Origin of the sequence: Chromohalobacter sp., assembly GCF_039830575.1 — a bacterium.
GTDB classification, from domain to species: Bacteria; Pseudomonadota; Gammaproteobacteria; order Pseudomonadales; family Halomonadaceae; genus Chromohalobacter; species Chromohalobacter israelensis.
Map to the genome: position 1 here is coordinate 227558 of NZ_JBDOOX010000012.1, position 26881 is coordinate 254438.

A 26881-nucleotide genomic window follows, 5' to 3' on the forward strand; every position below is an offset into this window, starting at 1 on the left:
GCAGACAAGGCATACCGTTGAAAGGAGAGTTGCTGTGATCGAGGGCGTGAAGCATATCGTCGCCGTGGCATCGGGCAAGGGGGGCGTCGGCAAGTCCACCGTGACCGTCAACCTGGCCCTGGCGATGGCGGCCGAGGGGTACCGGGTGGGGTTGCTCGATGCCGATATCTACGGCCCCAGCCAGGCCCAGATGCTGGGCATCGCCCCGGGGGTGCGTCCGCAGCCGGCGGGTGAAAATGCCTTCGCGCCGCTCGAGGCGCACGGTCTGCAGGCCATGTCCATGGCGTTCATGGTGGATATCGACGAGCCCATGGTCTGGCGTGGCCCGATGGTGGCCGGCGCTTTCCAGCAACTGCTCAATCAGACCGACTGGAAGGACCTCGACTACCTCTTCATCGACATGCCGCCCGGCACGGGGGATGTGCAATTGACGCTGGCGCAGAAGGTGCCGGTCAGCGGGGCGGTGATCGTGACCACGCCGCAGGACATCGCGCTGCTGGATGCCAAGAAGGGCATCGAGATGTTTCGCAAGGTCAATGTGCCGGTGCTGGGCGTGGTCGAGAACATGAGCCTGCACGTCTGCTCGCAGTGCGGCCACCAGGAGCCGATCTTCGGCAGTGGCGGCGGCGAACGAATCGCCGAGCGCTATCAGACGAAACTGCTGGGCCAGCTCCCCCTGGATGGCACGATCCGCGAACAGGTCGACGGCGGGAAGCCCAGCGTCATCGCCGACCCCGAGGGCAGCGTGGCGCAGACGTTTCGCCAGGTGGCGCGTGCCGTCGCCGAAGGCATCGACGCCCAGGCCGATGAGTCGCCGACGATCAGCTTCGGCGAATGATGTGATGAGCGCCGCGTTGGCGTGATGCGACAGGGCCGTTATCATAACGGCCCTTCGTGTTGGCGGTTACGCGCCGACTCCACCGCGTCAGCGCACGCACCGAGCAGGAAATTTCAATGAGCATCAAATCCGATAAATGGATTCGGCGCATGGCCGAGCGTGAGGGCATGATCGAGCCGTTCGAAGAGGATCAGGTCCGCTACGTGAACGAGCGGCGGGTGATCTCCTACGGGACGTCCAGCTATGGCTACGACGTGCGCTGTGCCGATGAATTCAAGGTGTTCACCAACATTCACTCGGCGGTGGTCGACCCCAAGGGCTTCGACGAGAAGAGCTTCGTCGACGTCAAGGGCGATGTCTGCGTGATTCCGCCCAACTCGTTCGCCCTGGCGCGCACCGTGGAGTATTTCCGTATTCCGCGCAGCGTCCTGACGATCTGCCTGGGCAAGTCCACCTATGCGCGTTGCGGCATCATCGTCAACGTCACTCCGCTGGAGCCGGAGTGGGAAGGGCATGTGACCCTGGAATTCTCCAACACCACCAACCTGCCCGCACGCATCTATGCCAACGAAGGCGTGGCACAGATGCTGTTCCTGGAATCCGATGAAGTCTGCGACGTTTCCTACAAGGATCGCGGCGGCAAATACATGGGCCAGCGTGGCGTGACCCTGCCACGTACTTGATCGGAAGCGTATCCGTCGGGGCTGTCCAGGCCTCTGACGCGGGAAGCAAAACGCCCCACGGCCAGCGGCCGTGGGGCGTTTTGCAGTGATCTCCGCAAGCGTTTACGCGTCGATATCCTCGTCGAGCTCTTCCGCGGCATCCTCGTGCGACATCCGCAGTCCGGTGGGCGGCAGCGGCATGTTGTCGAACAGGGCGCCCTCGGCGCCGAGCCGCAGGCGGCCTTCGAGGAACCAGCGCGCGGCGATGGGATAGATCAGGTGCTCGCGGGCCTGGACCTTCTCGACCAACGTCTCCAGGGACTGGTTCTCCCCGACCTTGACCACGGCCTGCATCACGACCGGGCCGCCGTCGAGTTCCTCGGTGACGAAATGCACGCTGGCGCCATGTTCGGCGACGCCATCGTCAAGCGCTCGCTGATGCGTGTGCAGCCCCTGATACGCGGGCAGCAGCGAGGGGTGGATGTTGAGCACGCGACCGGCATAGCGGTGGACGAACATCGGGGTGAGAATGCGCATGAAGCCGGCCAGGACGATCAAGTCGGGCGCATGGCGATCGATGACCTTGATCAGCGCTCGGTCATAGGCCTCGCGGTCGTCGTATTCCTGATGGGGCAACACCACGGCGTCGATGCCGGCTTCCTTGGCGCGCACCAGGCCGTAGGCGTCGCCGCGATTGGAGATCACGGCAACGATCTCGCCGCCCAGCTCGTCGTGTCGTTGCGCATCGATCAGGGCCTGAAGGTTGCTGCCGTTGCCTGAAATCAGCACCACGACGCGACGCTTGTCCACCGGTTCGGGGGTGAAGCCGTTGGTGTCGGCTTCGGCGTTATCGGCGTGAGGCATGTCGTTCATCAGCGGACGTTCTCCAATCGCACTTGTTCTTCCTCATCCTGGCGCGGGACGATCTCGCCGAGACGATGCACCGTTTCGCCGGCCGCTTCGAGCGCGGCCTGGGCGCGCTCGGCCTGAGCGGCGGGGACGACGACGACCATGCCGATACCGCAATTGAGCACGCGATGCATTTCGTGTTCGTCGACGTTGCCTTCGCGCTGCAGCCAGTCGAAGACCGCGGGACGCGTCCAGCTGGCCGCATCGATGCGTGCCGCGAGCGTATCGGGCAGCACGCGGGGCACGTTCTCGAGCAGGCCCCCGCCGGTGATGTGGGAGAGCGCGTGGACGGTCACGTCGCTGTCCTTGATCAGCGACAGCAGCGACTTCACGTAAATGCGGGTCGGCGCGAGCAGGGCGTCGCGCAGGGGAACGCCGTCGATCTCCTGCTCGAGGTCGGCCTGGCCCCGCTCGATGATCTTGCGGATCAGCGAGTAGCCGTTGGAATGCGGGCCGGAAGACGCCAGGCCCAACAGCACGTCGCCCTCGGCGACGCGGCTGCCATCGAGAATCTCGGACTTCTCGACCACGCCGACGCAGAAGCCGGCCAGATCGTAATCGCTGCCCGCGTACATGCCGGGCATTTCCGCGGTCTCGCCGCCGATCAGCGCGCATCCGGCCTGGGCGCAACCTTCGCCGATGCCGGTGACGACGTCGGCGGCGATATCGACATCCAGCTTGCCGGTGGCATAGTAGTCGAGGAAGAACAAGGGTTCGGCGCCGGCGACGACCAGGTCGTTGACGCACATGGCCACCAGATCGATGCCGATGGTGTCATGGCGTGCGAGGTCCATGGCCAGACGAAGCTTGGTGCCGACGCCGTCGGTGCCGGAGACCAGCACCGGCTCGCGATAACCGGTGGGCAATTGGCACAGCGCGCCGAAGCCTCCCAGACCGCCCATCACTTCGGGGCGGGAGGTACGCTTGGCGACGCCCTTGATGCGTTCGACGAGCGCGTTGCCGGCGTCGATGTCCACGCCAGCATCCTTGTAGCTGAGCGATGCGCGGGAAGAGGAGGGCGTGTCCGAACTGCGAGTCATGGGCATTCCTGTCAACAGTGAGCCGGTCGCGGAGGCGACCGAGCGAAGCCGATGGCGCCGCCTGGCGCCCGAGGCCAGAGCGGAATAAGGGAAGCCCGCATTGTAGCATTGCCCCACGGGAGGCGCATCGCCCACCGGGGCGTGTAGAATCGGTATCAATGAAATCGGAGATGGCATCGTAATGACACGCATACAATGGTGGGGACTGCTGGGCGCGGCGGGGCTGGTTTGGCTGCTCGTCCTGCTGGAGCCGATTTTGATGCCGTTTTTCGTGGGCATGATACTGGCCTACCTGGGCGATCCGGTGACCGACTGGCTGGAGGCGCGCGGTCTTTCCCGGCGTCTGTCGGTGAGCGTGGTGTTTCTGGTCCTGGCGTTGAGTATCGTCCTGGCGTGCCTGGTCTTGATTCCTTTGCTGGGGCGCCAGTTGGCGCAGTTGGCCGAATCGTTCCCGGCCATCTTCAATTGGGTGCAGACCACGGTGCTGCCGGAAGTCCAGTCGCTGACCGGCGTCGATCTCAGCGCCGACTTCGATCAGCTGCGCAGCACCTTGATGGACAACTGGCGGGAAACCGGTACCGTGGCGGCGGCCGTTCTGGCACAGGCATCCAAGTCGGGCATGGCAGTGGCGGTCTGGCTGGGCAACCTGGCGTTGATTCCCGTCACGACCTTTTATTTCCTGCTCGACTGGGATCGGCTCAAGGCGCGTCTGCGTGATCTGATGCCGCGTCATGTCGAGCCGACGATCACGCGCCTGGGGCGTGAGTGCGACGAGGTGCTGTCGGCCTTCCTGCGCGGACAGCTGCTGGTGATGCTCAGTCTGGCGGTGATCTACGCCGTGGGCTTGAGCCTGCTCGGCCTGCGTTTCGGGTTGTTGATCGGATTGGTGGCGGGGCTGGCCAGCATCGTGCCGTATCTCGGCGTGATCGTGGGGATCAGCATCGCCGCGCTGGTGGCATTCTTCCAGTTCGGTGAATGGCTGCCGCTGCTGGGCGTCGCCCTCGTGTTCGGCGTCGGTCAGGTCGTCGAAAGCACATTGCTTCAGCCGGTCCTGCTGGGAGACAAGATCGGTCTGCATCCGATTGCGGTCATCTTCGCGGTCCTGGCGGGCGGGCAGCTGTTCGGATTCACCGGCATCCTGTTGGCATTGCCGGTCGCCGCCATCGTCATGGTAGTATTGCGCTACCTTCATGAGCGCTATAAAAACAGTCGCTTATACGATAATTCCCGCCACGCTGGCGCCTCGAACGGAGGCGATGAGGAAACGTCATGACCGGGCCCGCGCAGCTGCCACTGGGAGTGGGGCTGAGTGACGACGCAACGTTTGCCAATTTTCACTCGCGTGGCAATGCGCCATTGCTCGAACGCTTGCGCGGTCAGCTCGACGTGGACGGCGAGCCGTTTCTCTTCTTGTGGGGCGCGCCGGGCAGCGGACGCAGCCATCTGCTGCAGGCGGCGTGTCACGAAGCCGGCGATCGCGGCGACCGCGCGCTGTACCTGCCTCTGCACGACCTCGGTCATTTCCCGCCCCACATGCTGGAAGATCTCGAGCGCCTCGACCTGGTGGCGATCGACGATCTGAGTGCGGTGCTGGGCCGCAAGCGCTGGGAAGAAGGGCTTTTTCACTTCTTCAATCGCATGCGCGATGCCGACAAGCGTCTGGTGATCGCTGCCGATGCCGCGCCACGCCAGCTCTCCACCGTACTGCCCGATCTCGCCTCGCGCCTGACCTGGGGCGTGACCTTTCACGTCGCCCCGCTGGACGATGCGGGGCGGTTCGAGGCCCTGCAGCTGCGCGCGCGAGTGCGTGGCATGCAGCTGCCCGACGAAGTGGCGCGCTACATCCTGCATCGTGGGCCGCGCCAGTTGCCGGCGTTGTTCGATGCCCTGGCGCGGCTCGATCGTGCCTCTCTCTCCGCCCAGCGCAAGTTGACCATTCCCTTCGTCAAGCAGGCGCTGGGCTGGTAGCGCGACGGTTCATGCGTCGTCGCCGTTGAGCGTGGCAAGGAGCCGGCGTGCGCCACCCTGCCGACGGTGCTCGCCCAGCCAGATGCCCTGCCAGGTGCCCGTGGCCAATCGGCCATTGTCGACGGCGAGCGTGACTTGCGTGCCGAAGAGACTGGCCAGCACATGTGCCGGCATGTCGTCCGGCCCTTCCAGCGTGTGCTGCATGCCGTCGATGCCCTGGGGAGCGAGCCGTTCGGCGTAGAGTGCCATGTCGTGACGCACGTCGGGATCGGCGTTTTCGTTGAGGGTCAGCGAGGCGGAGGTATGCAGCAACTGCAGGTGGAGCAGGCCGAGACGCACGTCGGCGAGCACCGGCAGTTGCTCGAGGATCTCGTCGGTGACGAGGTGAAAGCCTTGCCGACGGGGACGCAGGGTCAGCGTGGTGCGGTACCACATGTTCATTCCTCCCGATGCGTGGTGGTCGGCGCCTTGAAAGGCGCCCTGGGCAGCACAATCCTATATCGACAGTCACCGGGCGTGCGTGCCTCGGCGTGTCTATCGTCATGATCGCCGACATCGATTGGCATCGCCATGATGCGGCCCGCACACTGGTGACCTCAACCGAGAGGAGGCTGTCATGAGCGAGACGCGCATCGAACGCGATAGCATGGGGGAGCTCGAGGTTCCCGCCGACGCGCTGTATGGCGCACAGACGCAACGTGCCATCAACAATTTTCCCATCAGCGGCCAGGCGATGCCGGCTGAGTTCATCCAGGCCGTGGCGCGGATCAAGCTGGCGGCAGCGCAGGTCAATCGCGATCTCGGCCTGCTCGATGACGAGCGTGCCGAGGCGATCGCCGCCGCTGCCCAGCGTCTCGTCGATGGCGAGCATGCCGACCAGTTTCCGATCGATGTGTTCCAGACCGGGTCGGGCACCTCGACCAACATGAACGTCAACGAGGTGATTGCGCACCTGGCGGCTCGGGCGGGCACCGAGGTGGGACCCAACGATCACGTCAACATGGGGCAGTCGAGCAACGACGTGATTCCCACGGCGCTGCACTTGTCGGCGGCGCTGGCGGTCGAGCACGACCTGCTGCCTGCATTGCGCCATCTGCAGTCGGCCATCGATGCCAAGGCGCGCGACGTCGACGATGTCGTCAAGACCGGGCGCACCCACCTGATGGATGCCATGCCCGTCCGCATGAGCCAGGAACTGGGCGGGTGGTCCAATCAGATTGCCCAGGCCATCGAGCGGCTGGAAGGCACGCAGTCGCGTCTGGCGCGTCTGGCGCTCGGGGGCACGGCCGTGGGCACGGGGATCAATGCCCACCCCGAATTCGCCGAGCGCGTCGCCAAGGCGCTCAGCGAGCAGGCGGGACTGCGTCTGAGCCCCAACGACAGCTTCTTCGCCAGCCTGGGCTCGCAGGATGCCGCCGTCGAACTCTCCGGGCAATTGCGGACCTACGCCTGCGCGGTGATGAAGATCAGCAACGACCTGCGCTGGATGAACTCCGGTCCCTTGGCCGGGCTGGGCGAGATCGAGCTCGAAGCGTTGCAGCCGGGCAGCTCGATCATGCCGGGCAAGGTCAATCCCGTGATTCCCGAGGCGGCCGCGCAGACGGCGGCCCAGGTGATCGGGCTGGATAGCGCGGTCACGGTCGCAGGCCAGAGTGGCAACTTTCAGCTCAACGTCATGCTGCCGTTGATCGCCAGCAACCTGTTGACCTCGGTGCGCTTGATGTCACGGGCCAGCACGCTGCTCGCCGATCGTGCCATTGCCACGTTCAACGTGCGTCGCGACAACATCGAGGCACCGCTGTCGCGCAACCCCATCCTGGTCACGGCACTCAACTCGGTGATCGGCTACAACGCGGCGGCGCAGGTTGCCAAGAAAGCCTATCAGGCAGGGCGGCCGATCATCGACGTGGCCGAGGAGGAAACCGACCTGTCGCGCGAGGAACTCGAACGCCTGCTCGACCCCGCGCAACTGACGCATGGCGGGATCCCCGGATAAGGCAGGAGACAGCCGCCCTGGTGCCTGTCGTCGGCAGGCGCGTGGCGAGAAGCATCGGCATCGACATGGGCGCCCCCGGGGCGCCCATGTCGTGTGGACGTCAGTCGTCGTGCTTGACGGGCGCTTCGCCGCGTCGTTCGTGGGCTTCCTCGATGGTTTCCTCGGCATCCTGGCGTTCTTCGCGATCGGCCTCGGGACTGTCGTTTTCGTCGGCGCGTGCCGGGTGGTAGCGAAAGGTGGCGAGGATCGGGAAATGATCGGAGCCGAAGGCCGAGAGGCGCTGCAGGGCCACCAGGGTGAAATGTTCGCTGACGAAGACATGATCCAAGGGCCAGCGCAGCCATCGATACTCGGCATGAAAGGTGCTGTAGAGACCGCGACCCCGGCGTGGATCGAGCATCCCGCTGATGCGGCAGAACAGACGGGTCGTCTTCGACCATGCCACATCGTTGAGATCGCCGGCCACCAGAGTGGGGAGCCCCGAGTCGCGAATCGTCTGACCGACCAGCAAGAGTTCGGCATCCCGCCACAAGGATTCATCGCTTTCGCCGGGCGCAGGCGGCCTTGGGTGGACGGCGTGAAACCGCACACGGTCGCCGCTGGGAAGTTCGAACCAGCCGTGGATCGAGGGGATGTCATCCTGGATCAGCCACTCGATCTGAGGGTTGTGTACCGGCAGGCGAGAATACAGGTGCATGCCGTAAAGATTGTCGAGCGGAATCCGGGTGGCATACGGATGACTCTCGTCGAGCGTCTCGTCGAGGCGCTCCTGCCACCAGGCATCCGATTCCAGAGTCAGCACGATATCCGGGTCGGCCTCGCGGATCTGGCGCATGAGGGATGCCGACTGGCGGTTGCTGGTGAGAACATTGGCGACCAGCAGCGAGAATTGCCGCGAGGCATCTTCGCCGTCGGCATCGACCACATGACACCTGGCGAGCGGTGTCCAGTGATAAATGCTGCCGCCTTGTACTCCTATGACGATGAGCGCGGCGACTGCACCGACCCATCCCCAGACGCCCCATGGCAGGGTGGTCAGCAGGGCGAGGAGCGTCACGGCGGCGAGAATCGCCAGTTGCATGCGGGGAAAGTCGAAACCGCGTACCCACCAGTAGCGCAGGTTCAGCCACGGAATCGCCGTCGCCGCGAAGAGCAGTAGTGCCAGCAGTGCCAGCGTCGTCTCGATGATCGTTGTAATGGTCATGGCCTCGTTCTCGACGGCACCGGCTCCCGACAGCGAGCGGTGCGTTACCGTCCCTGGTAGCGTGAGTCTTGAGCGTATCAGGCCAGGCGGCCGTTGGGCCAAGATTCTTGCTGCGTCGCGCCTCAGGCGGCGTGTTCCCGGCGGTGACGCTCGAGATAAGTGGTCAGCCGCTCCTGCTGCGCAGCGTCGAGGCGTAGACCGAGTTTGGTGCGCCGCCAGAGGATGTCGTCTGTCGAGCGGGCCCATTCGTCGCGGACCAGATAATCGACCTCGGCCTGCGTCAGCCCGGCGCCGAAGGTATCGCCCAATTGAGCTTCGTGGGTCATGCCGTGCAGAAAGCGCAGGCAGAGCGAGCCATAGCTCGAAGCGAATCGTCGTGCGCGTGCTTCGCCAAGGAATGGGTAATCACGCACGAGTCGCATGGCAAAGGCTTCACGCGAATCGATGTCGCCCCCCGGCAGGACGGCGCCGGCGGTCCAGGCCTCGCCGATATCCTGGAAGTACGGTGACAGTTGCTCCAGCGCGGCTTCGGCCAGTTTGCGATAGGTCGTGATCTTGCCGCCGAAGACGGAAAGCAGTGGGGCGTCGCGTGCGTCGAGATCGAGCGTGTAATCACGCGTCATCGCCGACGGGTCGGCGGACTCGTCATCGCACAATGGACGCACACCGGAAAAGGTGGCGATGACATCCTGGTGGGTAAGGGGATGCGTGAAGTGCTGGTTGACCACCTCGAGGAGATAGTCGATCTCCTGTCGACTGGCGCTGACCTGGGCGGGGTCGCCCTGATAGCGCACGTCGGTGGTGCCGATCAAACTGTAGTCTTGCTGATAGGGCAGAACGAAGACGATGCGCCGGTCACGGTTCTGGAGGATGTAGGCGCGCTCGTCGCCATTGAGGCGCGGAACCACGATATGGCTGCCCTGAATCATGCGCACGCCGTAACGTGAATCGCGTTGCACGCCTTCGCGCACCACATTCTCCACCCAGGGGCCGGCGGCGTTGACCAGAGCCCTGGCGTGGCGTGTCTGGCGTTTGCCGGTGGTGACGTCTTCCAGCGTGATATGCCAGATGCCATCTTCTGCCTTTGCGCCGATACAGCGGCTGCCGACTTGAATGTCGGCGCCTTTTTCGCGTGCCTGCATGGCATTGAGGATCACCAGTCGTGCGTCGTCGACCCAGCAGTCCGAATATTCGAAACCGCGCTTGATGCTCGGTTGCAACGGGCTGTCGGCGCCGAAACGAAGACTGCGTGATGCGGGCAGGTTGTCGCGCTGGCTGAGGTGATCGTAGAGAAACAGGCCCGCACGAATCATCCATGCCGGCCGCAGGTGCGGCTGATGCGGCAGGATGAAACGCAGCGGCCAGACGATGTGCGGCGCCTTGCGCAACAGGACTTCGCGTTCGTGCAGCGCCTCCCTGACCAGGCGAAACTCGCGGTGTTCGAGATAGCGAAGTCCGCCGTGGATCAGCTTGCTGCTCGCCGACGAGGTGGCGCTGGCCAGGTCACGCTGCTCGCTCAGGGCGACACGCAGGCCGCGACCGGCAGCATCGTTGGCGATACCGGTGCCATTGATGCCACCGCCGATGACGAAGAGATCGAGTATGTCCTGTCGGGGGCAGGCGTTCATGGCAGGCTCCGCAAGGTTGATGTCGCAGGTCGGTGATCGTCGATGACGACTGCAGTATTCGATTGTGAAAATAGCGTAGTCGAAAACGAACATCAAGGGGCAATGCGAACATGACGCCACGAAGAGCGCCATGTTCGGAAAGCCGTATCAGGCAGGGAGTATCAGGAAGGGGTATCGGCCAGGTGGAGGGTTACGTCATGCTCGCGCAGCAGGCGCTGGATGCCTTCCGGGGGGTGGCGGTCCGTGAATAGCGCATCGATTTGCGCAATGTTGCCCTGGCGGACCACGGCGTTGCGGTGGAACTTGGAGTGATCGGCGGTCAGGAACACCTGGCGCGAGTTGCGGATGATGGCTTGAGCGACACGCACCTCCTGATAGTCGAACTCGAGCAGTGAGCCATCGTCGTCGATGCCGCTGATGCCGATGATGCCGTAATCGACCTTGAACTGGTTGATGAAGTCGATCGTGGCCTCGCCGATGATGCCGCCATCTCGCGAGCGCACCTGTCCCCCGGCAATGATGACGTTGAAGTCTTCCTTGTGCTGCAGGATGGCCGCGACGTTGAGGTTGTTGGTGATGACCTCCAGCCCCTGGTGGCCGCGCAGGGCTTCGGCGACCATCTCGTTGCTGGTGCCGATGTTGATGAACAACGAGGCGCGGTCGGGAATCTGGGCAGCGACACATTCGGCAATGCGTTGCTTGGCATCGGCGTTGAGGGTCTTGCGTGTATGGTAGGCGGTGTTGACGGTGCTCGATTCCAGCCCTGCGCCGCCGTGCACGCGCTTGATGGCGCCTTCGTCCGCCAGTTGATTGAGGTCGCGGCGAATCGTCTGCGGGGTGACGGAAAAATGCCGTGTCAATTGCTCGATGGACGCGTATCCCTGGCGTTTGACGAGGGTGACGATGGCATCATGGCGGTCTTGTTGTGTCATGCGGACTCCCGTCACAAAGGGCAGAAAGCAGCGGATGTGCGAAGCGCGTCGAAGCATGAGTCGAGAGCGTCGCAATGGTGCTGCAATGGGGTCGGATGAGTCATGTTAAACCATGGTCTAGTAGGGAAAAAGCCATTATAGATTGTTGTAAAGCGAAAATAGGCATAGGTTTTTCCGACAAAAACGAACTTCGATGAACAGGAATGGACATGCACTCCTATCTGCTTTCGATCGATCAAGGCACCACCAGTTCACGGGCGATTCTCTTCGACCGCCAGGGGCGGGTCGCGGGCGTGGCGCAGGAAGAATTCGCCCAGCATTTTCCCGCCAGCGGCTGGGTCGAGCACGACGCCGAGGATATCTGGCAGTCGGTACTGCGCACCTGCCGGCAGGTGATGGAGAGTACCGGGGCGTCGATCGAGGAAATCGCCGGCATCGGCATGACCAACCAGCGCGAAACCACCTTGCTGTGGGATCGGCGTACCGGGGAGCCCCTGCATCGTGCGATCGTCTGGCAGGATCGACGCACCGGCGCCTACTGCCAGTCGCTGATCGACGCCGGCCATGAGGCTTTCATCCAATCCCGCACGGGGCTGTTGATCGACCCCTACTTTTCGGCGACGAAGCTGCGCTGGTTGCTGGAGAACGTGCCCGGCGCACGCGAACGGGCCGAACGTGGCGAGCTGGCGTTCGGTACCGTCGATACCTTCCTGCTGTGGCGACTGACGGGTGGCCGCGAGCATGCCACCGATGCCACCAATGCCTCGCGTACCTGTCTGTTCAACATTCATACCCAGCAATGGGACGAGGCATTGTTGTCGCTGTTCGAGATTCCGGCCTCGTTGCTGCCGGAGGTCAAGGACTCGAGCGCCGACTTCGGGCGCGCCGAGCCGCACTGGCTGGGCGGTCCCTTGCCCATCGCCGGGATCGCCGGCGACCAGCAGGCGGCACTGGTGGGGCAGACCTGCTTTGCACCGGGCATGGCCAAGAGCACCTATGGCACGGGGTGCTTCATGATCATCAATACCGGCGAGAAGGCGGAGGTGTCGCATAATCGCCTGCTGACGACCGTGGCATATCGGCTGAACGGCAAGACGACCTATGCCATGGAGGGCAGTATCTTCGTGGCCGGTGCTACCGTGCAGTGGTTGCGTGACGGACTCAAGTTGTTCGCTGATGCCTCGGAGACCGAAGCCTTGGCACGTCAGACGCGGGCAGGGCACGGCGTCTACCTGGTACCCGCCTTCACCGGGCTGGGGGCGCCGCATTGGGACCCGGGGGCACGCGGTGCGATCTTCGGGTTGACGCGTGACACGGGGATCGCCGAGATCGTCGCGGCAGGGCTTCAGGCCGTGTGCTATCAGACGCGGGACCTGCAGGCCTGCATGGATGACGATATCGACGCCAGCGCCGGTCGGTTGCGCGTCGACGGTGGCATGGTCAGCAACAACTGGGTGATGCAGTTTCTCGCCGACATGCTGGGCGTGCCGGTCGATCGGCCGACGGTGCTCGAGACGACGGCGCTGGGCGCCGCCTATCTCGCCGGGCTGCAACTGGGATGGTATGCCGATCTCGATGAGATCGCCGGGCTATGGCGCTGCGAGCGCACCTTCGAGCCCAGCATGGAGGAGGCCGAGCGCGAGCGTCTCTATCGTGGCTGGCTGGACGCCATCGAGCGGGTCAAGTGCTCCGCCGAGACACGTGGCCGAGCATGAAACGACATCGCGGCGCCGGCCTGATCGTGGCGGCCGGCATGGCCGTGGTGACGATCGATGGCGGACAACGGTCAAGCGTTTGAGCGTCGGCGATTTTTTGTCTTCGACGCTTGCATTTTCCGGTGATCTGCGTAGAATGCGCATCCGTTGCCAAGGCGAGCGTCGCCAGCGGCAAGCGCGACTCGATGAAAATGAACGAGTTGCGAGGCAAGGACGATGAAAGTCGAATGAAAGACGGACATCGTGCGAAAGATAGGACCGTAGCTCAGTTGGTTAGAGCGCCACGTTGACATCGTGGAGGTCAGCGGTTCAAATCCGCTCGGTCCTACCAAGCGTTGCAAGATGAAAGATTGCTCCACGCTTGCTTTCGACTGCCCGACAATCCGATTTGCAGGACCGTAGCTCAGTTGGTTAGAGCGCCACGTTGACATCGTGGAGGTCAGCGGTTCAAATCCGCTCGGTCCTACCAGCTTTAGCGAAAACCCCCGATGCCTGGCATCGGGGGTTTTTGCGTTATGCCCCCGGGGTCGGCAGATCACTGGCGGCAACGAACACGTCGACCAGGCGCTCGATGCCGGCCTGGTCCGCGTCGCTGAAGCGCGCCGGCTGCGGGCTATCCAGATCCAGCACGCCCCAGAGCTCGGCGCCGCACTCGATGGGAACCACCAGTTCCGAACGCGAAGCGGCATCGCAGGCGATATGTCCCGGAAACGCGTGGACGTCCGCGACGCGCTGCGTGCGGCGGGACGTCGCGGCGGCGCCACACACGCCCTTGTCGAACGGGATGGGGTTGCAGGCCGGCAAGCCCTGGAAGGGGCCGAGGATCAGGGTGCCGGGCTGGCGTTGCAGGTAAAAGCCGGCCCAGTTGAGGTCGGGAATTTCGTGCATCAAGAAGGCACAGGTTTGCGCCGTGTTGGTCAGCCAGTCGCGAGTGTCCAGCAGCGTTTCGAGCTGGCGGGCGAGCAGGGCGTAGTCACTCATGGTGTCTCCGGAGCGAGGTTTGCGAGGGGTAACGAAACAGGCCGGCCTCGCGAGGCCGGCCTGTGAGTTGCGAGGACAGAGCGGAGGTTACTTCCAGCCGGGAACCGCGGCGCCCTTGAACAGTTCGTCGGCCTTGTCGATGACTGCTTGCGACTGGTAGGCCTTGACCAGGTTCTGGATCGCCTCGTCATCCTGCTTGCCTTCGCGCGTCACGATCAGGTTGACGTAAGGCGATTCGGGACCTTCCTTGATCAGCGCGTCATCGAGGCTGAGGCCCGCCGGCTGCGCGAAGGTGTTGTTGATGAATGCCAGGTCGACATCGGGCAGCACGCGCGGCAATTGCGCGGCTTCGATCTCGCGGAACTCATAGTCATGCGGGTTGTTGCTGATGTCGATCGGCGTGGCTTCGAGATTCTCGGGGTCGTTGAGCTCGATGAGGCCCTCGTTGTGCATCAGGATCAGCGAACGCCCCTCGTTGGACGGGTCGTTGGGCAGCGCGATGCTCGCACCATCCGGGAGGTCGGCGATGTCGTCGTAGCGCTCGGAGTAGGCGCCGATCGGGTAGACGAAGGTCTTGCCGGCGATGGCGAAGTCGTAGCCGCGATCCTCGACCATGCTGTTCAGATAGGGCTCATGCTGAAACGCGTTGGCGTCCAGGCTGCCATCGGCCAGTGCGGCGTTGGGCGAGACGTAGTCGGTGAACTCGACGATCTCGACGTCGAGGCCGTATTCGTCCTTGGCGATCTGCTTGGCGACTTGCATGACGTCCGTTTCCGGGCCGGCCACGGTGCCTACCTTGATCGACTGCGTCTCGGCATCGTCACCGCCGCAGCCGGCGATCAGGCCGGCACCCAGCAGTGCCGCGGCGCCGAGCAGACGCGCGGGGCGTAGAACGTGAGCCAGAGGGGTGTTCATCGTATGTTTCTCCTTGAACGAGGTGGTCTCGCCGGCGGGGAGGGCCGGCTCCCGAAAGCATTTATGCTTTTTTGAGTATAAAAGACGCGCCTATTATAGCTTTGCGTTTTCTGACTGACCACGTGTTCATTTGTGGTCGGCCTTGCGTACCAGGTGATCGCCGAGGCTCTGGAAGCCTTGCACCATGATCACCAGGATCGCCACGGTGATGAGCATGATCAGGGGGTCGAAGCGGTTGTAGCCGTAGCGTATGCCCAGGTCGCCCAGCCCGCCGCCGCCGACGGCGCCGGCCATGGCCGAGTAGCTGACCAGTGTGACGACGGTGATCGTCAGGCCGTTGAGAATGCCGCCCTTGGCTTCCGGCAGCAGGACCTTGGTGATGATCTGGTAGGGCGTCGCCCCCATCGCCTGCGCGGCCTCGATCAGCCCGGGAGGAATCTCGTTCAACGCGCCTTCCACCAGGCGCGCCACGAAGGGAATGGCGGCGATGATGAGCGGGACCACGGCGGCATTGGTGCCGATGGAGCTGCCCACGATCAGGCGCGTGAAGGGAATGATCGCCACCATCAGAATGATGAAGGGAATCGAGCGGCCGATGTTGGTCACGATGGCGAGCACGCGCTGGGCGAATGGCTGCGCCAGGATCTGGCCGGGGCGAGTGACGTACAGCAGCACCCCCAGCGGGATGCCGATCAATGCTGACACCGCCCCCGACAGCGCGACCATATAAAGCGTATCGAGCGTTGCCTCGAGGATCAGTTCAAGCATCGCGCTGGACATGGCCGAGTACCTCCACGTTGATATCGTGTGCTTCGAGTTGTGTGAGTGCCCGCGACGTCGTGTCGGGCGAGCCGATGAGCTCGGCGATCATCAGGCCGAGCGTGCGTCCCTGGATCGACTCCACCTTGGCCTGCAGGATGCTGACGTCGACGCCGCTGTCGCGGGCCAGGCGCGAAATGAGCGGTGTCGCGACCGTGGCGCCGGAGAATGCCAGTCGCACGACAGGGTGGGTGTGAGGGCCGGCTGTCTCCTCGAGGCGCTCGACCAGGGCCTGGGGCGGCTCGAGCTCGAGGAAGGCATTGAGAAAGTCGCGTCCCAGTCGCGTGGCGGGCGCAGTGAAGAAATCGCCGACATCGGCTTCTTCCACCAGCTCGCCGTCCGAGATCAGACCGACGCGATGGCAGATGCTCTTGACCACTTCCATTTCGTGGGTGATCAGCAGAATGGTCAGGCCCAGCTTGCGGTTGATGTCCTGCAGCAACTCGAGAATCGAAGCCGTGGTCTGGGGGTCGAGCGCGGAGGTCGCCTCGTCGCACAGCAATACCTTGGGGCGGCTGGCGAGAGCCCGCGCGATGGCCACGCGCTGTTTCTGGCCGCCGGAGAGCTGGGCCGGATACTGTCGCGCCTTGTCGGTCAGCCCGGTCAGGTCGAGCAGTGGCTCGACGCGCTCGCGAATGTCGCTCTTCGATACGCCCATCAGCTCCAGAGGCAGGGCCACGTTATCGAAAACGGTGCGCGAGGCCAGCAGATTGAAGTGCTGGAAGATCATGCCCAGTTGATGACGCGATTGACGCAATGCCTCGGCATCCTGTCGGGTCAGGTCCTGGCCGTCGACGATGACGCGGCCCGACGTGGGACGCTCGAGCAGATTGACGCAACGTATCAGCGTCGACTTGCCGGCCCCCGAAAGGCCGATGACGCCGTGAATGGCGCCCTGCGGGACGTCAAGGTCGATGTTTTTGAGGGCGTGGACCGCCGTGGGGCCGGCGCCATAGGTTTTGGAGACACCTTCGAGTTTGATCATCGTCTTCGTTCGGGTCGATGCGTTGGACGTCTTGGCCGTCGGCAAGCCAGCGAGCCCTTGTGGGGCAGGGCGAGCCCGGCGTGACGTCGCGTGTGGCAAACCCGTCATTATAGGGCGTCGGGTTGCCGGTGTGGCGGGATTTGTCGGCGGGCCCATAAAAAAAGGCCACCCAGGCGGGTGGCCATCAACGCTGGACACACCCTTTTAGCGGTATTTTCCCGGGACGGACCCGGGAGCGCCCGCAATCTGGGTACAAATCGGCGCTCAAGAATCGGCGAATATTAGGCGGGGCGGCTCTCGTTGTCAACGTGCCTGGGCCAGGTTTTCATGCCATGGCAATTGCCTGGCGAGATGACCTGCCTGGAGGCCGATGTAGAGCATATTTCTCTGCTCGGTGTGGGGTGGTCGGCCCATGATATAGTGACGGTCGTCGTGGCCACCGGCAGGTGGCGTATTGGGATAGGAGTCGAGATGTTTACCGGTATCGTGCAGGGAGTGGGAACGTTGGTGGCCGTGGAGGAGGCGACGCAGTTCCGCCGCCACGTGGTGGCGTTTCCGGAGGAAATGGTTCAGGGGTTGCAGACCGGTGCCTCGGTGGCGCACAACGGCTGCTGCCTGTCCGTGACCCATATCGACGGCAACCGGGTGGCGTTCGACCTGATGCGCGAAACCCTGCGGCTGACCAATCTGGGCGCCCTGGAAGTGGGTGATCGCGTCAATCTCGAACGCGCGGCCCGCGTCGGCGATGAAGTCGGCGGCCATGCCATGTCGGGGCACATCCTCTGCCAGGCGGTACTGGATGAACTGGACGAGGCGCCCAACAACCGCCGTCTGTGGTTCGCGGTGCCGGAGGTGCACGCGCGCTTTCTGTTCGAGAAAGGCTATATTGGCGTCGATGGCATCAGTTTGACCATCGGTGCCGTCGATGGCGCACGCTTCTGCGTCGACTTGATTCCCGAGACCCTGTCGCGCACGACTCTGGGCGAGCGCGTGCTGGGCGAGCGGGTGAACGTCGAGATCGACCCGCAGACCCAGGCGATCGTCGAGACGGTGGAGCGGGTGCTGGCATCGCGTCGCAGCGAATGAACGAACGCGCGGTCATGCGCTCTCGATTCCTGGCCTGGCATTGGGTACCATTTGCGGCTTTGTCCGCTGCCCGTCGCGGCGCGAGTCGCGAGCATTGCTGATGGAGCCTCAGATGAGCATTTATGGCGATTACATCAAATCGGTCATTCGTACCGTTCCCGATTGGCCCCAGCCGGGCGTCAATTTCCGTGACATCACGCCGGTGCTGCAGAACAGCGCCGCTTTCCGCAAGCTCATCGACAGTTTCGTGCACCGCTATCAGGAACTGAACCTGGATGCGATCGCCGCGATCGATGCGCGCGGTTTCATCATCGGCGCGCCGGTCGCCTATGAGCTGGGCTGCAGCTTCGTGCCGGTGCGCAAGAAAGGCAAGCTGCCGTTCAAGACCATCAGTGAAACCTATACGCTGGAATACGGCGCTTCCACCGTCGAGCTGCATTCCGATGCCTTCCGCGAAGGCGACCGGATCCTGGTGATGGACGATTTGATCGCCACCGGCGGTACCATGCTGGCCGCGGCCTCGCTGATCCAGCGCAGCGGCGGCCAGGTCGTCGAGACCGCGACCATCATCGACCTGCCCGAACTGGGTGGCGCGCAGAAGATTCGCGATGCCGGCCACGGTGTATTCGCGGTGTGCACCTTTACCGAAAACGAATGACGCACGCGGGGCGCATCGCGTCCCGCCGGTTTCCTTACGCTTCCGTGTGGCCTACCCATGAGTATCGACCGTTACCATCAGCAATTCACCGTTTCCTGGGACCAGCTGCATCGCGATGTGCGTGCCTTGTGTCACCAGCTCGTCGAACGCGACTTTCAGGGCATCGTCGCGATCACCCGCGGCGGATTGATCCCCGCCGCCCTCATCGCCCGCGAGCTCAACGTGCGCCTGGTCGATACCGTGTGCATCAAGAGCTATGAGCACCAGGATCAAGGTGGTCTGCAGGTCATGAAGGGGATCGATCACGACGGCGCGGGCTGGTTGCTGGTCGATGATCTCGTGGATACCGGCAACACCGCACGCGCGGTGCGCGAGATGCTGCCCGAGGCGCATTTCGTGACCGTTTATGCCAAACCCGAGGGACGTCCTCTGGTCGATCAGTATCTGACCGAAGTGGCGCAGGACTGCTGGATCCAGTTCCCGTGGGACATGGGCGTCGCCTATGTCGAGCCGCTGGTCGATCAGGTGCGTTCGCGCGATTCGTGATCATCCACCGTCAGAGGCAAGGAAGTTCCGCGATGTCACAGGTCTTGCCGGACAGTTGGCAGCATCATCTTGGCCCCGAGTTCGATGCGCCTTACATGCAGGCGTTACGTGATTTCCTGGCGCGTGAAAAAGCCGCGCGCAAGGTCATCTACCCGCATTCCGCACACTGGTTCCGCGCCTTCGAATTGACCCCGCTGGATCAGGTGCGCGTGGTGATTCTGGGCCAGGATCCGTACCACGGGCCTCACCAGGCGCACGGGTTGTGCTTTTCGGTACGCCCGGGCATTCCTGCGCCGCCCTCGCTGCAGAACATCTACAAGGAGTTGGCCCAGGACGTGGATGTGACGCCGGTGCCGCACGGTTTTCTCGAAACCTGGGCGCGACAGGGCGTGTTGCTGCTCAACAGCGTACTCACCGTGGAACAGGGCAATGCCGGCGCTCATCGCGGCCAGGGGTGGGAGACCTTCACTGACCGTGCGATCCAGGTGGTCAACGAACAATGCGAAGGCGTGGTCTTTCTGCTGTGGGGCAGCTATGCCCAGAAGAAAGCCGCGTTCGTCGACCGTCAGAAACATCTGGTGCTGCATGCACCGCATCCCTCGCCGCTGTCGGCGCATCGCGGTTTCTTCGGTCAGCGGCATTTTTCCCAGGCCAATGCCTTCTTGAGCGCTCGCGGCCGGCAAGGCATCGACTGGCAATTGCCGATGCAGCCCGAGGGATGACGCAAGCAGGACCCGTGCTGCCCTTAACCCGCGCTCCCTGGCGCGCTAGAATACGCGCAAATCCGGATCGTCCCACGTCTCTGCCGCTGCCATTCCCCAGCCGGGGCGAGTGAGGTCCGGCTCGTCATCGCCGAAAGGATACCCCCCGACATGAGCATTCATGCCATTCAACACCCCCTGGTCAAGCACAAGCTGGGCCTGATGCGCGAAGCCGGCATCAGCACCAAGAGCTTTCGTGAACTTGCCAGCGAAGTCGCCAAGCTGCTGACCTACGAAGCGACACAGGATCTCGAGACCCAGAAGACCGAGATTCCGGGGTGGAGCGGCGAGATGCTCGAGGTCGAGTTGCTCAAGGGCAAGAAGGTGACGGTAGTGCCCATCCTGCGCGCCGGTCTGGGCATGCTCGACGGCGTGACCGATCTGATTCCCAGTGCGCGTGTCAGTGTCGTCGGGTTGTATCGCAACGAAGAGACGCTGGAGCCGGTGCCGTATTTCGAAAAGTTCGTCGGCGACCTCGACGAGCGTCTGGCGATCGTCATCGACCCCATGCTGGCCACCGGAGGCTCGATGGTGGCGACTCTGGACATGCTCAAGGCACGGGGATGCCCGCTGGTGAAAGTCATCGTGCTGGTGGCCGCGCCGGAGGGGATTGCTCGGGTGCAGGAGGCTTACCCGGACGTCGAAATCTATACCGCGTCCATCGATGAACGCCTCGACGAGAACGGTTATATCGTCCCTGGGCTCGGGGATGCTGGCGACAAGATCTTCGGCACGCGCTGACATGTGTCGACACGCCCGAATCGGCAGCGCCGAGGCGGGCGTGGATTCCTTCCCCTCATCTTCACGTTCCCCCCAGGAAGCAGGGCTGTCGATGCAGTCCTTTGATGTTCGAAAGCGAAAAGATGATTTCTCCTCCCTCGGAAAGCGCCGAATGCCGTTTTTCTCCATGAAGTAGACAAAAGTTCTACTCAGATCCTTTTTTTAGTAAAAACAAGAGATTGCTGGTATCGGGACGTGTCGTCGATGGCGCCGGGCGTCATTTTCGATAAATAACATTTGTGTCTGAATTCGAATCTCGACTAACGTGATTTCACACGCCTACGCCGCGTGGTCTCATAACGAATAACAGCCGAGATCCGTATGTCATTGACCCTAGAAAACATCGATCGGGTTGTCGGCGGCGAGACATATATTGCCGACATGAACCTGACGCTCGAGCCGGGATCCTTCAATGTCCTGCTGGGCCGGACGCTGGCAGGTAAAACCACGCTGATGCGCTTGATGGCGGGGCTGGACATGCCGACCCGGGGGCGGGTTCTGATGAATGGAGAGGACGTCACGGGGCGCTCCGTGCGTCATCGTAATGTCTCCATGGTCTATCAGCAGTTCATCAACTACCCAGGCCTGACGGTGTACGAGAACATTGCCTCCCCCCTGCGTCTTGCCAGGGTCGGGCGTGCCGAGCTGGATCGGCGAGTGCGAAGCATCGCCGAAATGCTGCACATGGAGCCCTTTCTCGATCGTTTGCCTCTGGAGCTTTCCGGTGGTCAGCAGCAGCGCACGGCCATGGGGCGCGCTCTGGTCAAGGATGCCGATGTGGTGCTGTTCGACGAGCCGCTGGTCAATCTGGACTACAAGCTTCGTGAGGAATTTCGCGAGGAACTGCGCGCCGTATTCAGTGAACGCAAATGCATAGCCGTCTATGCCACTACCGAGCCTGCCGAAGCCCTTGCTCTGGGCGGCAATACGGCAGTGCTGCATGAAGGCAGGCTTCTGCAATATGGACGCACCGACGAGGTCTATCATCGTCCGCGTGACATCAAAGCCGCCGAGATGTTCTCGGAACCCCCCATCAATGTCGTCAAGGGTTTTATCTCGAGTACGAAAATCAGCTTCGGGGACAGCCTCCACTTTTCCATCGGAGACGACCTGCGACATTTAAAACAGGGGGAATATCGGTTTGGCATTCGTGCCTCGCATATTTCCCTGGCTCCCCGGACCCCGAACGACATCGAAGTTGCCATGACAGTCGATCTGGCTGAAATCAGTGGTTCGGAGACTTTTCTGCATGTGCATAACGAGCATTTTTACATGACGGTACACCTCGAAGGCGTGCACGAGTTTGACGTTGATGCGCCAGTCACGCTCTATTTCTCGGTACATAAATTGTATGTCTTCGACCGCGATGGCGGAGTGGCACATATCCCGGCGCACCTGGGAGGAGTCTGACATGGCCGAGATCACGCTCAAGTCCCTGGCGCATAGTTACTCGAAGAATCCCGCAGAACCACAGGATTATGCCATACGCGAGATGAATCATGTCTGGCATCAGGGCGGTGCCTATGCGCTGCTTGGCCCTTCGGGGTGTGGCAAGTCGACCATGCTCAATATCATTTCGGGGCTACTTGAGCCATCGAACGGCGAGGTGCTCTTCGATGGCAAGGTTGTCAACTCGTTGCCGCCAGAAGAACGCAATATTGCCCAGGTTTTTCAGTTTCCTGTCATTTACGACACCATGACGGTATACGACAACCTGGCATTTCCACTGCGTAACATGAAAACGCCGGAAGCTCGTGTTCATGAACGCGTCATGGAAGTGGCCGATGTACTGGAGTTGACGTCCCAGCTCAAGCGCAAGGCCAAGAATTTGAGTGCCGATGAGAAGCAGAAAGTTTCCATGGGGCGAGGCCTGGTACGCGATGATGTGTCGGCGATCCTGTTTGATGAGCCGCTGACGGTCATCGACCCCCAGCTCAAGTGGAAGTTGCGGCGCAAGCTCAAGGAAATTCACCATCGCTTCCGCATCACGATGGTCTATGTGACTCACGACCAGCTAGAGGCGTCGACGTTCGCTGACATGATAGCCGTGATGTACGAAGGGCAGGTCGTGCAGTTCGGCACCCCCCGAGAGTTGTTCGAGACGCCAAACCACACCTTTGTCGGCTACTTCATCGGTAGCCCGGGAATGAATTTTCTAGACGTCACGGTACGTGATGGCAAGGTATTTTCCGGGGAGGCGCAGCTTTTAGTCGACAATAGAGTTCACGACGGCATCGCGCGTGCCACCTCTGACAACGTCAAGCTGGGAATTCGCCCGGAGTTCATCGAGGTGCACCAGGAACCGGTCGAGGACGGCATGGAAGTGAAGGTGGAGCATGCCCAGGATCTGGGGACCTATTCGATCGTGTATGCCTCACTCGGTGGGATCTCGCTGAAGGCGCGTGTCGAGGAGGATCAGATAACGCCGGTCGATAAAGCCTGGCTACGCTTCCCGAGCGAGAAGATCGGGTTATATGTCGATGACTACCGGGTGGAGCTTCCTCATGAATAAAGTCTACAACAACCGCGCCTGGTGGTTGATCCTGCCGATGCTCCTGCTGGTGGCCTTCTCGGCGATCATCCCGCTGATGACGGTGGTGAATTATTCGGTGCAAGACGTTTTCGACGCCCACACGCGTTTTTTCACGGGCACCGAGTGGTTCGTGAAAATGCTCAACGATCCCATGCTGCAGGGGGCACTGCTTCGCCAGTTTGCGTTTTCGCTGACCATCCTGGCTATCGAGGTACCACTGGGGATCGGCATTGCCCTGCTCATGCCCAAGCGGGGATGGCAGGCGTCGGTGGTTCTCATTCTGGTCACCATGCCGCTCTTGATTCCCTGGAATGTGGTGGGAAGCATCTGGCAGCTGTTCACCCGAGGCGATATCGGCTTGATGGGATGGAGCCTGCGAGAGCTTGGGTATGGCTATAACATCACGGCGAGCCCAGTGGATGCCTGGGCAACGATCATCCTGATGGATGTCTGGCACTGGACGCCGCTGATCGCATTGCTCTGTTACAGCGGGTTGCGCTCGATCCCCGACGCCTACTATCAAGCAGCGCGCATCGACCGTGCATCGAAATGGTCCGTCTTTCGCTACATTCAACTGCCCAAGCTGACCAATGTCCTGGTGATCGGCGTGCTGTTGCGCTTCATGCATTCCTTCATGATCTATGCCGAGCCCTTCGTGCTCACTGGTGGCGGCCCTGGCAGCTCAACCACCTTCCTTAGCCAGTCGCTGACCACCATGGCCATCGGTCAGCAGGATCTCGGTCCCTCCGCCGCCTTCTCGCTGATCTATTTCCTGATCATTCTGCTGGTCACCTGGGTGTTCTACACCGCGATCATGAACATGCAAAAAGATGACAACAAGGGGGCATGACATGAGCCACACATCACCCACAACGCCTGATGCCGTGCGCCAGCGCGCGGCGGAAGCCGACAATCGACGGCGTCGCAGGGCCCGTCCGGCTTCTCGGCAGTGGCGTCGCCGGGGGCTGATGACAGCCTATCTCGTATTCGTGCTGCTGCCGATCTATTGGCTGCTGAACATGTCCTTTCAGTCCAACGCCGAGATTCTCGGTGGACTGACCTTGTGGCCCGAGAACTTCACTGTCGAGCACTATGCCAAGATTCTGACCGAATCCAGTTGGTACATGGGGTACGTGAACTCGATTATCTATGTGTTGATGAACATGGTGATCAGCATCGCGGTGGCGTTGCCGGCTGCTTATGCCTTCAGTCGCTATCAGTTCATAGGCGACAAGCATTTGTTCTTCTGGCTGTTGACCAACCTGATGGCGCCGCCGGCCGTGTTCTTACTGCCGTACTTCCAGCTTTACTACACCGTCGGGTTGTTCGATACGCACGTGGCGGTCGCGTTGGCACATTGCTTGTTTAACATCCCGCTGGCCGTATGGATTCTGGAGGGATTCATGAGCGGGGTGCCCAAGGAGATTGACGAGACAGCCTTTATCGATGGCTACAGCTTTCCACGTTTTTTCATAAAGATATTCATCCCCATGATCAGTTCGGGAATCGGGGTCACCTTGTTTTTCCTGTTCATGTTCTCCTGGGTGGAACTGCTTCTGGCGAGCACGCTTACTTCCACAGGCGCCCAGCCCATCGCGTCGGTGATGACCCAGACCAAGGGAGCCTCGGGGATCGATTGGGGGACATTGGCTGCCGCCGGTGCCTTGACCATTCTGCCCGGCATCATAGTGGTCTACTTCGTACGCAATCACATTGCCAAGGGCTTTGCCCTGGGCCGTACCTGAGGAGGACGGTGACATGGACTGGATGGTCTGGACCACGCCCACCACAATCTTCTTTGCCGTGATCGCGGCCCTGCTCGCCGGTATGACGGCATGGGAAGTCGTTTCGCCGACCATCGAGCGCAAGGGCTTCTTGCCAATCTCGACGACGCGTGGTGACCGCCTTTTCATCGCGCTGCTGTCGGCTGCCTATATTCACTTGATAGTGATCGGGTTTACACCGTTCAGTATTTGGCTGGCTCTTGGCGTGTCGGTGCTGTGGTTGTTGATACTGATGCGCTGGGGATAAAGGTAATGCATGGAGTGAAATGTCCAGGACGGGACGACAACAAAACCACGAGGTCAATATGAAATATAAAACAATGCGACTCTCTCTACTCGCTGCTGGCGTGATGCTGGCAAGCGGGGGACTGCACGCCGATGATCAAGATACTCGCGCCATCGCCGAGCGGCTGGTCGATGAGCACTTCCAGGAGTCGACGCTGACGCGCGAAGAGCAAATCGAGGAATTGATGTGGTTCGCCAAGGCGGCCGAGCCTTTTAGAGGCATGGAGATCAACACGGTGGCGGAAGGCTTGACCACGCATATCTACGAGCGTGACGTGCTGGCCGAAGCGTTCACCGAGCTGACGGGTATCGAGGTGACGCACAACATCATCGGCGAGGGGGACGTCGTCAACAACATGCAGACCCAGATGCAGTCGGGTCGCAATATCTATGACGGCTACGTCAACGATACCGACTCCATCGGTACGCACATTCGCTACGGCACCACCATCAACCTTTCCGACGCCATGAAAAACGAGTGGGCCGACTATACGTTGCCGACCCTGGATCTCGATGACTTCATCGGCCTGCAGTATGGCACCGGCCCGGATGGCAGCGTCTATCAATTGCCGACCCAGCAGTTCGCCAACCTCTACTGGTTCCGCTACGACTGGTTCCAGCGCGAGGATCTGCAGAAGCAGTTCCGTGAGCTCTATGGCTACGACCTGGGCGTGCCGACCAACTGGACCGCCTACGAAGACATCGCCGAGTTCTTCACCGAGCATGTTGGCGAGATCGATGGCGAGAAGGTCTATGGCCACATGGACTACGGTCGTCGCGATCCCTCGCTGGGCTGGCGTTTCCACGACTCCTGGCTCTCCATGGCGGGCATGGGCAGCCCCGGCGTGCCGTTCGGCAACCCGGTGGACGACTGGGGGATTCGCGTCAACGAGCAGAGCCAGCCGGTCGGGGCCAGCGTGTCGCGTGGCGGGGCCACCAATTCGCCGGCCTCGGTGTTCGCCGTCACCAAGATGGTCGATTGGCTCGACAAGTATGCCCCACCCGAAGCCAGCGGCATGACCTTTGGCGAAGCTGGCCCCGTGCCGGCCCAGGGCAATGTCGCGCAGCAGATCTTCTGGTACACCGCTTTCACGGCCGACATGACCGACCCTGGACTGCCGGTCACCGATGAAGAGGGCAACCCCAAGTGGCGCATGGCGCCGTCCCCGACGGGACCTTACTGGGAAGAGGGCATGAAGGTCGGTTATCAAGACGTGGGGGCCTGGACCTTCTTCGACTCGACGCCCGAGGATCGTCGCACGGCTGCCTGGCTGTTCGCCCAGTTCACCGTCTCCAAGACAGTGTCGCTGGAAAAGCTGATGGCGGGACTGACGCCGATCCGCGAATCGGACATCTTCTCCGAACAGATGACCGAGATGGCTCCCAAGCTGGGCGGTCTGGTGGAATTCTATCGTAGCCCGAACGAATCCAACTGGACGCCGTCCTCCACCAACGTGCCGGACTACCCGCGCATGGCGCCGCTGTGGTGGCAGAACCTGTCGCCGGCGGTCAGTGGCGATATCTCGCCCAAGGAGGCGCTCGACAACCTGGCGAGGGATCTCGACAACATCATGGCGCGCCTGGCGCGGGCCAAGGTCTTCGATACCTATGCGCCCAACCTGAACGAGGAGCGTGATCCGCAGTACTGGCTCGATCAGCCGGGTTCGCCGAAACCGAAGCTCGACGACGAGATGCCGCAGGGCAAGACGGTTCCCTATGACGAAATGATGGAGGCGTGGATGGCCGCCGGTTCTCGCGAATGATGACGGGGCGGATCAACTGATCCGCCCGCCGTCGCCCCGGCTATTGCCGGGGTTGCTCAAGTTCGTGCCGACGGTTGTCTGAACGAGGCTGAG

At 62.1% G+C, this 26881-nt stretch carries 27 protein-coding genes and 2 tRNA genes; 19 read left to right on the plus strand and 10 right to left on the minus strand.

Going from position 1 to position 26881, the window contains the following annotated elements:
• The first annotated feature begins 37 nt into the window (after positions 1-37).
• Together apbC and dcd are read left to right on the plus strand one after the other, a co-directional pair.
• On the plus strand, positions 38-838 hold the full coding sequence (gene apbC / locus ABGX75_RS10920) for an iron-sulfur cluster carrier protein ApbC (RefSeq protein ID WP_181949999.1): 801 nt from the start codon (positions 38-40) through the stop codon (positions 836-838).
• Positions 839-954: 116 nt separating this feature from the next.
• Complete coding sequence (dcd, locus tag ABGX75_RS10925) at positions 955-1521, plus strand: dCTP deaminase (protein ID WP_011507411.1); 567 nt, start codon at positions 955-957, stop codon at positions 1519-1521.
• Between the two features lie 102 nt (positions 1522-1623).
• Here dcd and purN read toward each other — a convergent pair whose 3' ends face one another.
• Together purN and purM are read right to left on the minus strand one after the other, a co-directional pair.
• Positions 1624-2364: a phosphoribosylglycinamide formyltransferase gene (purN, locus tag ABGX75_RS10930; protein ID WP_035412387.1), complete on the minus strand. Its 741-nt coding sequence runs from the start codon at positions 2362-2364 to the stop codon at positions 1624-1626.
• 8 nt (positions 2365-2372) lie between these two features.
• Positions 2373-3449 (minus strand): phosphoribosylformylglycinamidine cyclo-ligase, encoded by a 1077-nt coding sequence (gene purM, locus ABGX75_RS10935; protein WP_035412178.1) that lies wholly within the window; start codon positions 3447-3449, stop codon positions 2373-2375.
• A 181-nt stretch (positions 3450-3630) separates the two neighbouring features.
• Between purM and ABGX75_RS10940 the strand changes: the two genes are divergently transcribed.
• Complete coding sequence (locus ABGX75_RS10940) at positions 3631-4722, plus strand: AI-2E family transporter (protein ID WP_110061201.1); 1092 nt, start codon at positions 3631-3633, stop codon at positions 4720-4722.
• A complete protein-coding gene (hda, locus tag ABGX75_RS10945; RefSeq protein ID WP_035412185.1) occupies positions 4719-5417 on the plus strand; it encodes a DnaA regulatory inactivator Hda in 699 nt (232 codons plus the stop codon). Before ABGX75_RS10940 ends, hda begins: the two co-directional genes overlap by 4 nt.
• Before the next feature lie 9 nt (positions 5418-5426).
• Here hda and ABGX75_RS10950 read toward each other — a convergent pair whose 3' ends face one another.
• Entirely contained in the window at positions 5427-5852 is a 426-nt protein-coding gene (locus ABGX75_RS10950) for a secondary thiamine-phosphate synthase enzyme YjbQ (protein ID WP_347411341.1), read from the minus strand.
• 181 nt (positions 5853-6033) lie between these two features.
• Here ABGX75_RS10950 and ABGX75_RS10955 point away from each other — a divergent pair, with 181 nt between their 5' ends.
• Positions 6034-7413 (plus strand): class II fumarate hydratase, encoded by a 1380-nt coding sequence (locus ABGX75_RS10955; protein WP_347411342.1) that lies wholly within the window; start codon positions 6034-6036, stop codon positions 7411-7413.
• 100 nt (positions 7414-7513) lie between these two features.
• Here ABGX75_RS10955 and ABGX75_RS10960 read toward each other — a convergent pair whose 3' ends face one another.
• The 3 genes from ABGX75_RS10960 to ABGX75_RS10970 all read right to left on the minus strand — a co-directional run bounded on the left by ABGX75_RS10960 (position 7514) and on the right by ABGX75_RS10970 (position 11177).
• Positions 7514-8617 (minus strand): endonuclease/exonuclease/phosphatase family protein, encoded by a 1104-nt coding sequence (locus ABGX75_RS10960; protein WP_347411343.1) that lies wholly within the window; start codon positions 8615-8617, stop codon positions 7514-7516.
• 122 nt (positions 8618-8739) lie between these two features.
• Entirely contained in the window at positions 8740-10245 is a 1506-nt protein-coding gene (gene glpD, locus ABGX75_RS10965) for a glycerol-3-phosphate dehydrogenase (protein ID WP_287124655.1), read from the minus strand.
• Positions 10246-10406: 161 nt separating this feature from the next.
• Positions 10407-11177 (minus strand): DeoR/GlpR family transcriptional regulator, encoded by a 771-nt coding sequence (locus ABGX75_RS10970; protein WP_011507402.1) that lies wholly within the window; start codon positions 11175-11177, stop codon positions 10407-10409.
• A gap of 209 nt (positions 11178-11386) precedes the next feature.
• On the opposite strand from ABGX75_RS10970, the gene glpK reads away from it, so the two are divergent.
• From glpK to ABGX75_RS10985, 3 genes are all read left to right on the plus strand, one after another.
• On the plus strand, positions 11387-12892 hold the full coding sequence (gene glpK / locus ABGX75_RS10975; protein ID WP_347411344.1) for a glycerol kinase GlpK: 1506 nt from the start codon (positions 11387-11389) through the stop codon (positions 12890-12892).
• A gap of 254 nt (positions 12893-13146) precedes the next feature.
• Positions 13147-13223 (plus strand) — tRNA-Val (locus ABGX75_RS10980).
• A 61-nt stretch (positions 13224-13284) separates the two neighbouring features.
• Positions 13285-13361, plus strand: a tRNA-Val gene (locus ABGX75_RS10985).
• 44 nt (positions 13362-13405) lie between these two features.
• On the opposite strand, the gene ABGX75_RS10990 is transcribed toward ABGX75_RS10985, so the two are convergent.
• The 4 genes from ABGX75_RS10990 to ABGX75_RS11005 all read right to left on the minus strand — a co-directional run bounded on the left by ABGX75_RS10990 (position 13406) and on the right by ABGX75_RS11005 (position 16592).
• Positions 13406-13873, minus strand: a complete 468-nt coding sequence (locus tag ABGX75_RS10990) for a GAF domain-containing protein (RefSeq protein ID WP_035412197.1) — start codon at positions 13871-13873, stop codon at positions 13406-13408.
• An 87-nt stretch (positions 13874-13960) separates the two neighbouring features.
• Positions 13961-14788 carry a MetQ/NlpA family ABC transporter substrate-binding protein gene (locus ABGX75_RS10995; protein WP_011507399.1) on the minus strand — a complete coding sequence of 276 codons (828 nt, stop codon included), beginning with the start codon at positions 14786-14788 and terminating at the stop codon, positions 13961-13963.
• A gap of 126 nt (positions 14789-14914) precedes the next feature.
• Positions 14915-15568: a methionine ABC transporter permease gene (locus ABGX75_RS11000; protein WP_035412204.1), complete on the minus strand. Its 654-nt coding sequence runs from the start codon at positions 15566-15568 to the stop codon at positions 14915-14917.
• On the minus strand, positions 15549-16592 hold the full coding sequence (locus ABGX75_RS11005; protein ID WP_011507397.1) for a methionine ABC transporter ATP-binding protein: 1044 nt from the start codon (positions 16590-16592) through the stop codon (positions 15549-15551). Before ABGX75_RS11005 ends, ABGX75_RS11000 begins: the two co-directional genes overlap by 20 nt.
• A 471-nt stretch (positions 16593-17063) precedes the next feature.
• Here ABGX75_RS11005 and ABGX75_RS11010 point away from each other — a divergent pair, with 471 nt between their 5' ends.
• From ABGX75_RS11010 to ABGX75_RS11060, 11 genes are all read left to right on the plus strand, one after another.
• Complete coding sequence (locus tag ABGX75_RS11010; RefSeq protein ID WP_035412207.1) at positions 17064-17678, plus strand: riboflavin synthase; 615 nt, start codon at positions 17064-17066, stop codon at positions 17676-17678.
• Positions 17679-17790: 112 nt separating this feature from the next.
• The gene (locus ABGX75_RS11015; RefSeq protein ID WP_011507395.1) at positions 17791-18336 is read left to right on the plus strand and encodes an adenine phosphoribosyltransferase; all 546 of its coding nucleotides are present in this window, start codon (positions 17791-17793) and stop codon (positions 18334-18336) included.
• A gap of 57 nt (positions 18337-18393) precedes the next feature.
• Positions 18394-18882: a xanthine phosphoribosyltransferase gene (gene gpt / locus ABGX75_RS11020; protein WP_011507394.1), complete on the plus strand. Its 489-nt coding sequence runs from the start codon at positions 18394-18396 to the stop codon at positions 18880-18882.
• Positions 18883-18914: 32 nt separating this feature from the next.
• Positions 18915-19604 (plus strand): uracil-DNA glycosylase, encoded by a 690-nt coding sequence (gene ung, locus ABGX75_RS11025; protein ID WP_035412211.1) that lies wholly within the window; start codon positions 18915-18917, stop codon positions 19602-19604.
• A gap of 150 nt (positions 19605-19754) precedes the next feature.
• Positions 19755-20384 carry a uracil phosphoribosyltransferase gene (gene upp, locus ABGX75_RS11030; protein WP_035412214.1) on the plus strand — a complete coding sequence of 210 codons (630 nt, stop codon included), beginning with the start codon at positions 19755-19757 and terminating at the stop codon, positions 20382-20384.
• 360 nt (positions 20385-20744) lie between these two features.
• A complete protein-coding gene (locus ABGX75_RS11035) occupies positions 20745-21833 on the plus strand; it encodes an ABC transporter ATP-binding protein (protein WP_347411345.1) in 1089 nt (362 codons plus the stop codon).
• A 1-nt stretch (position 21834) separates the two neighbouring features.
• Complete coding sequence (locus tag ABGX75_RS11040) at positions 21835-22935, plus strand: ABC transporter ATP-binding protein (protein ID WP_035412219.1); 1101 nt, start codon at positions 21835-21837, stop codon at positions 22933-22935.
• Entirely contained in the window at positions 22928-23806 is an 879-nt protein-coding gene (locus ABGX75_RS11045; protein WP_035412222.1) for a sugar ABC transporter permease, read from the plus strand. The genes ABGX75_RS11040 and ABGX75_RS11045 overlap by 8 nt, the downstream gene beginning before the upstream one ends.
• 1 nt (position 23807) lies before the next feature.
• Positions 23808-24701: a carbohydrate ABC transporter permease gene (locus ABGX75_RS11050; protein ID WP_035412225.1), complete on the plus strand. Its 894-nt coding sequence runs from the start codon at positions 23808-23810 to the stop codon at positions 24699-24701.
• Positions 24702-24714: 13 nt separating this feature from the next.
• Entirely contained in the window at positions 24715-24987 is a 273-nt protein-coding gene (locus tag ABGX75_RS11055; RefSeq protein ID WP_011507387.1) for a DUF2160 domain-containing protein, read from the plus strand.
• Positions 24988-25045: 58 nt separating this feature from the next.
• Positions 25046-26788 (plus strand): ABC transporter substrate-binding protein, encoded by a 1743-nt coding sequence (locus tag ABGX75_RS11060; RefSeq protein ID WP_347411346.1) that lies wholly within the window; start codon positions 25046-25048, stop codon positions 26786-26788.
• The last annotated feature ends 93 nt before the right edge of the window (positions 26789-26881 follow it).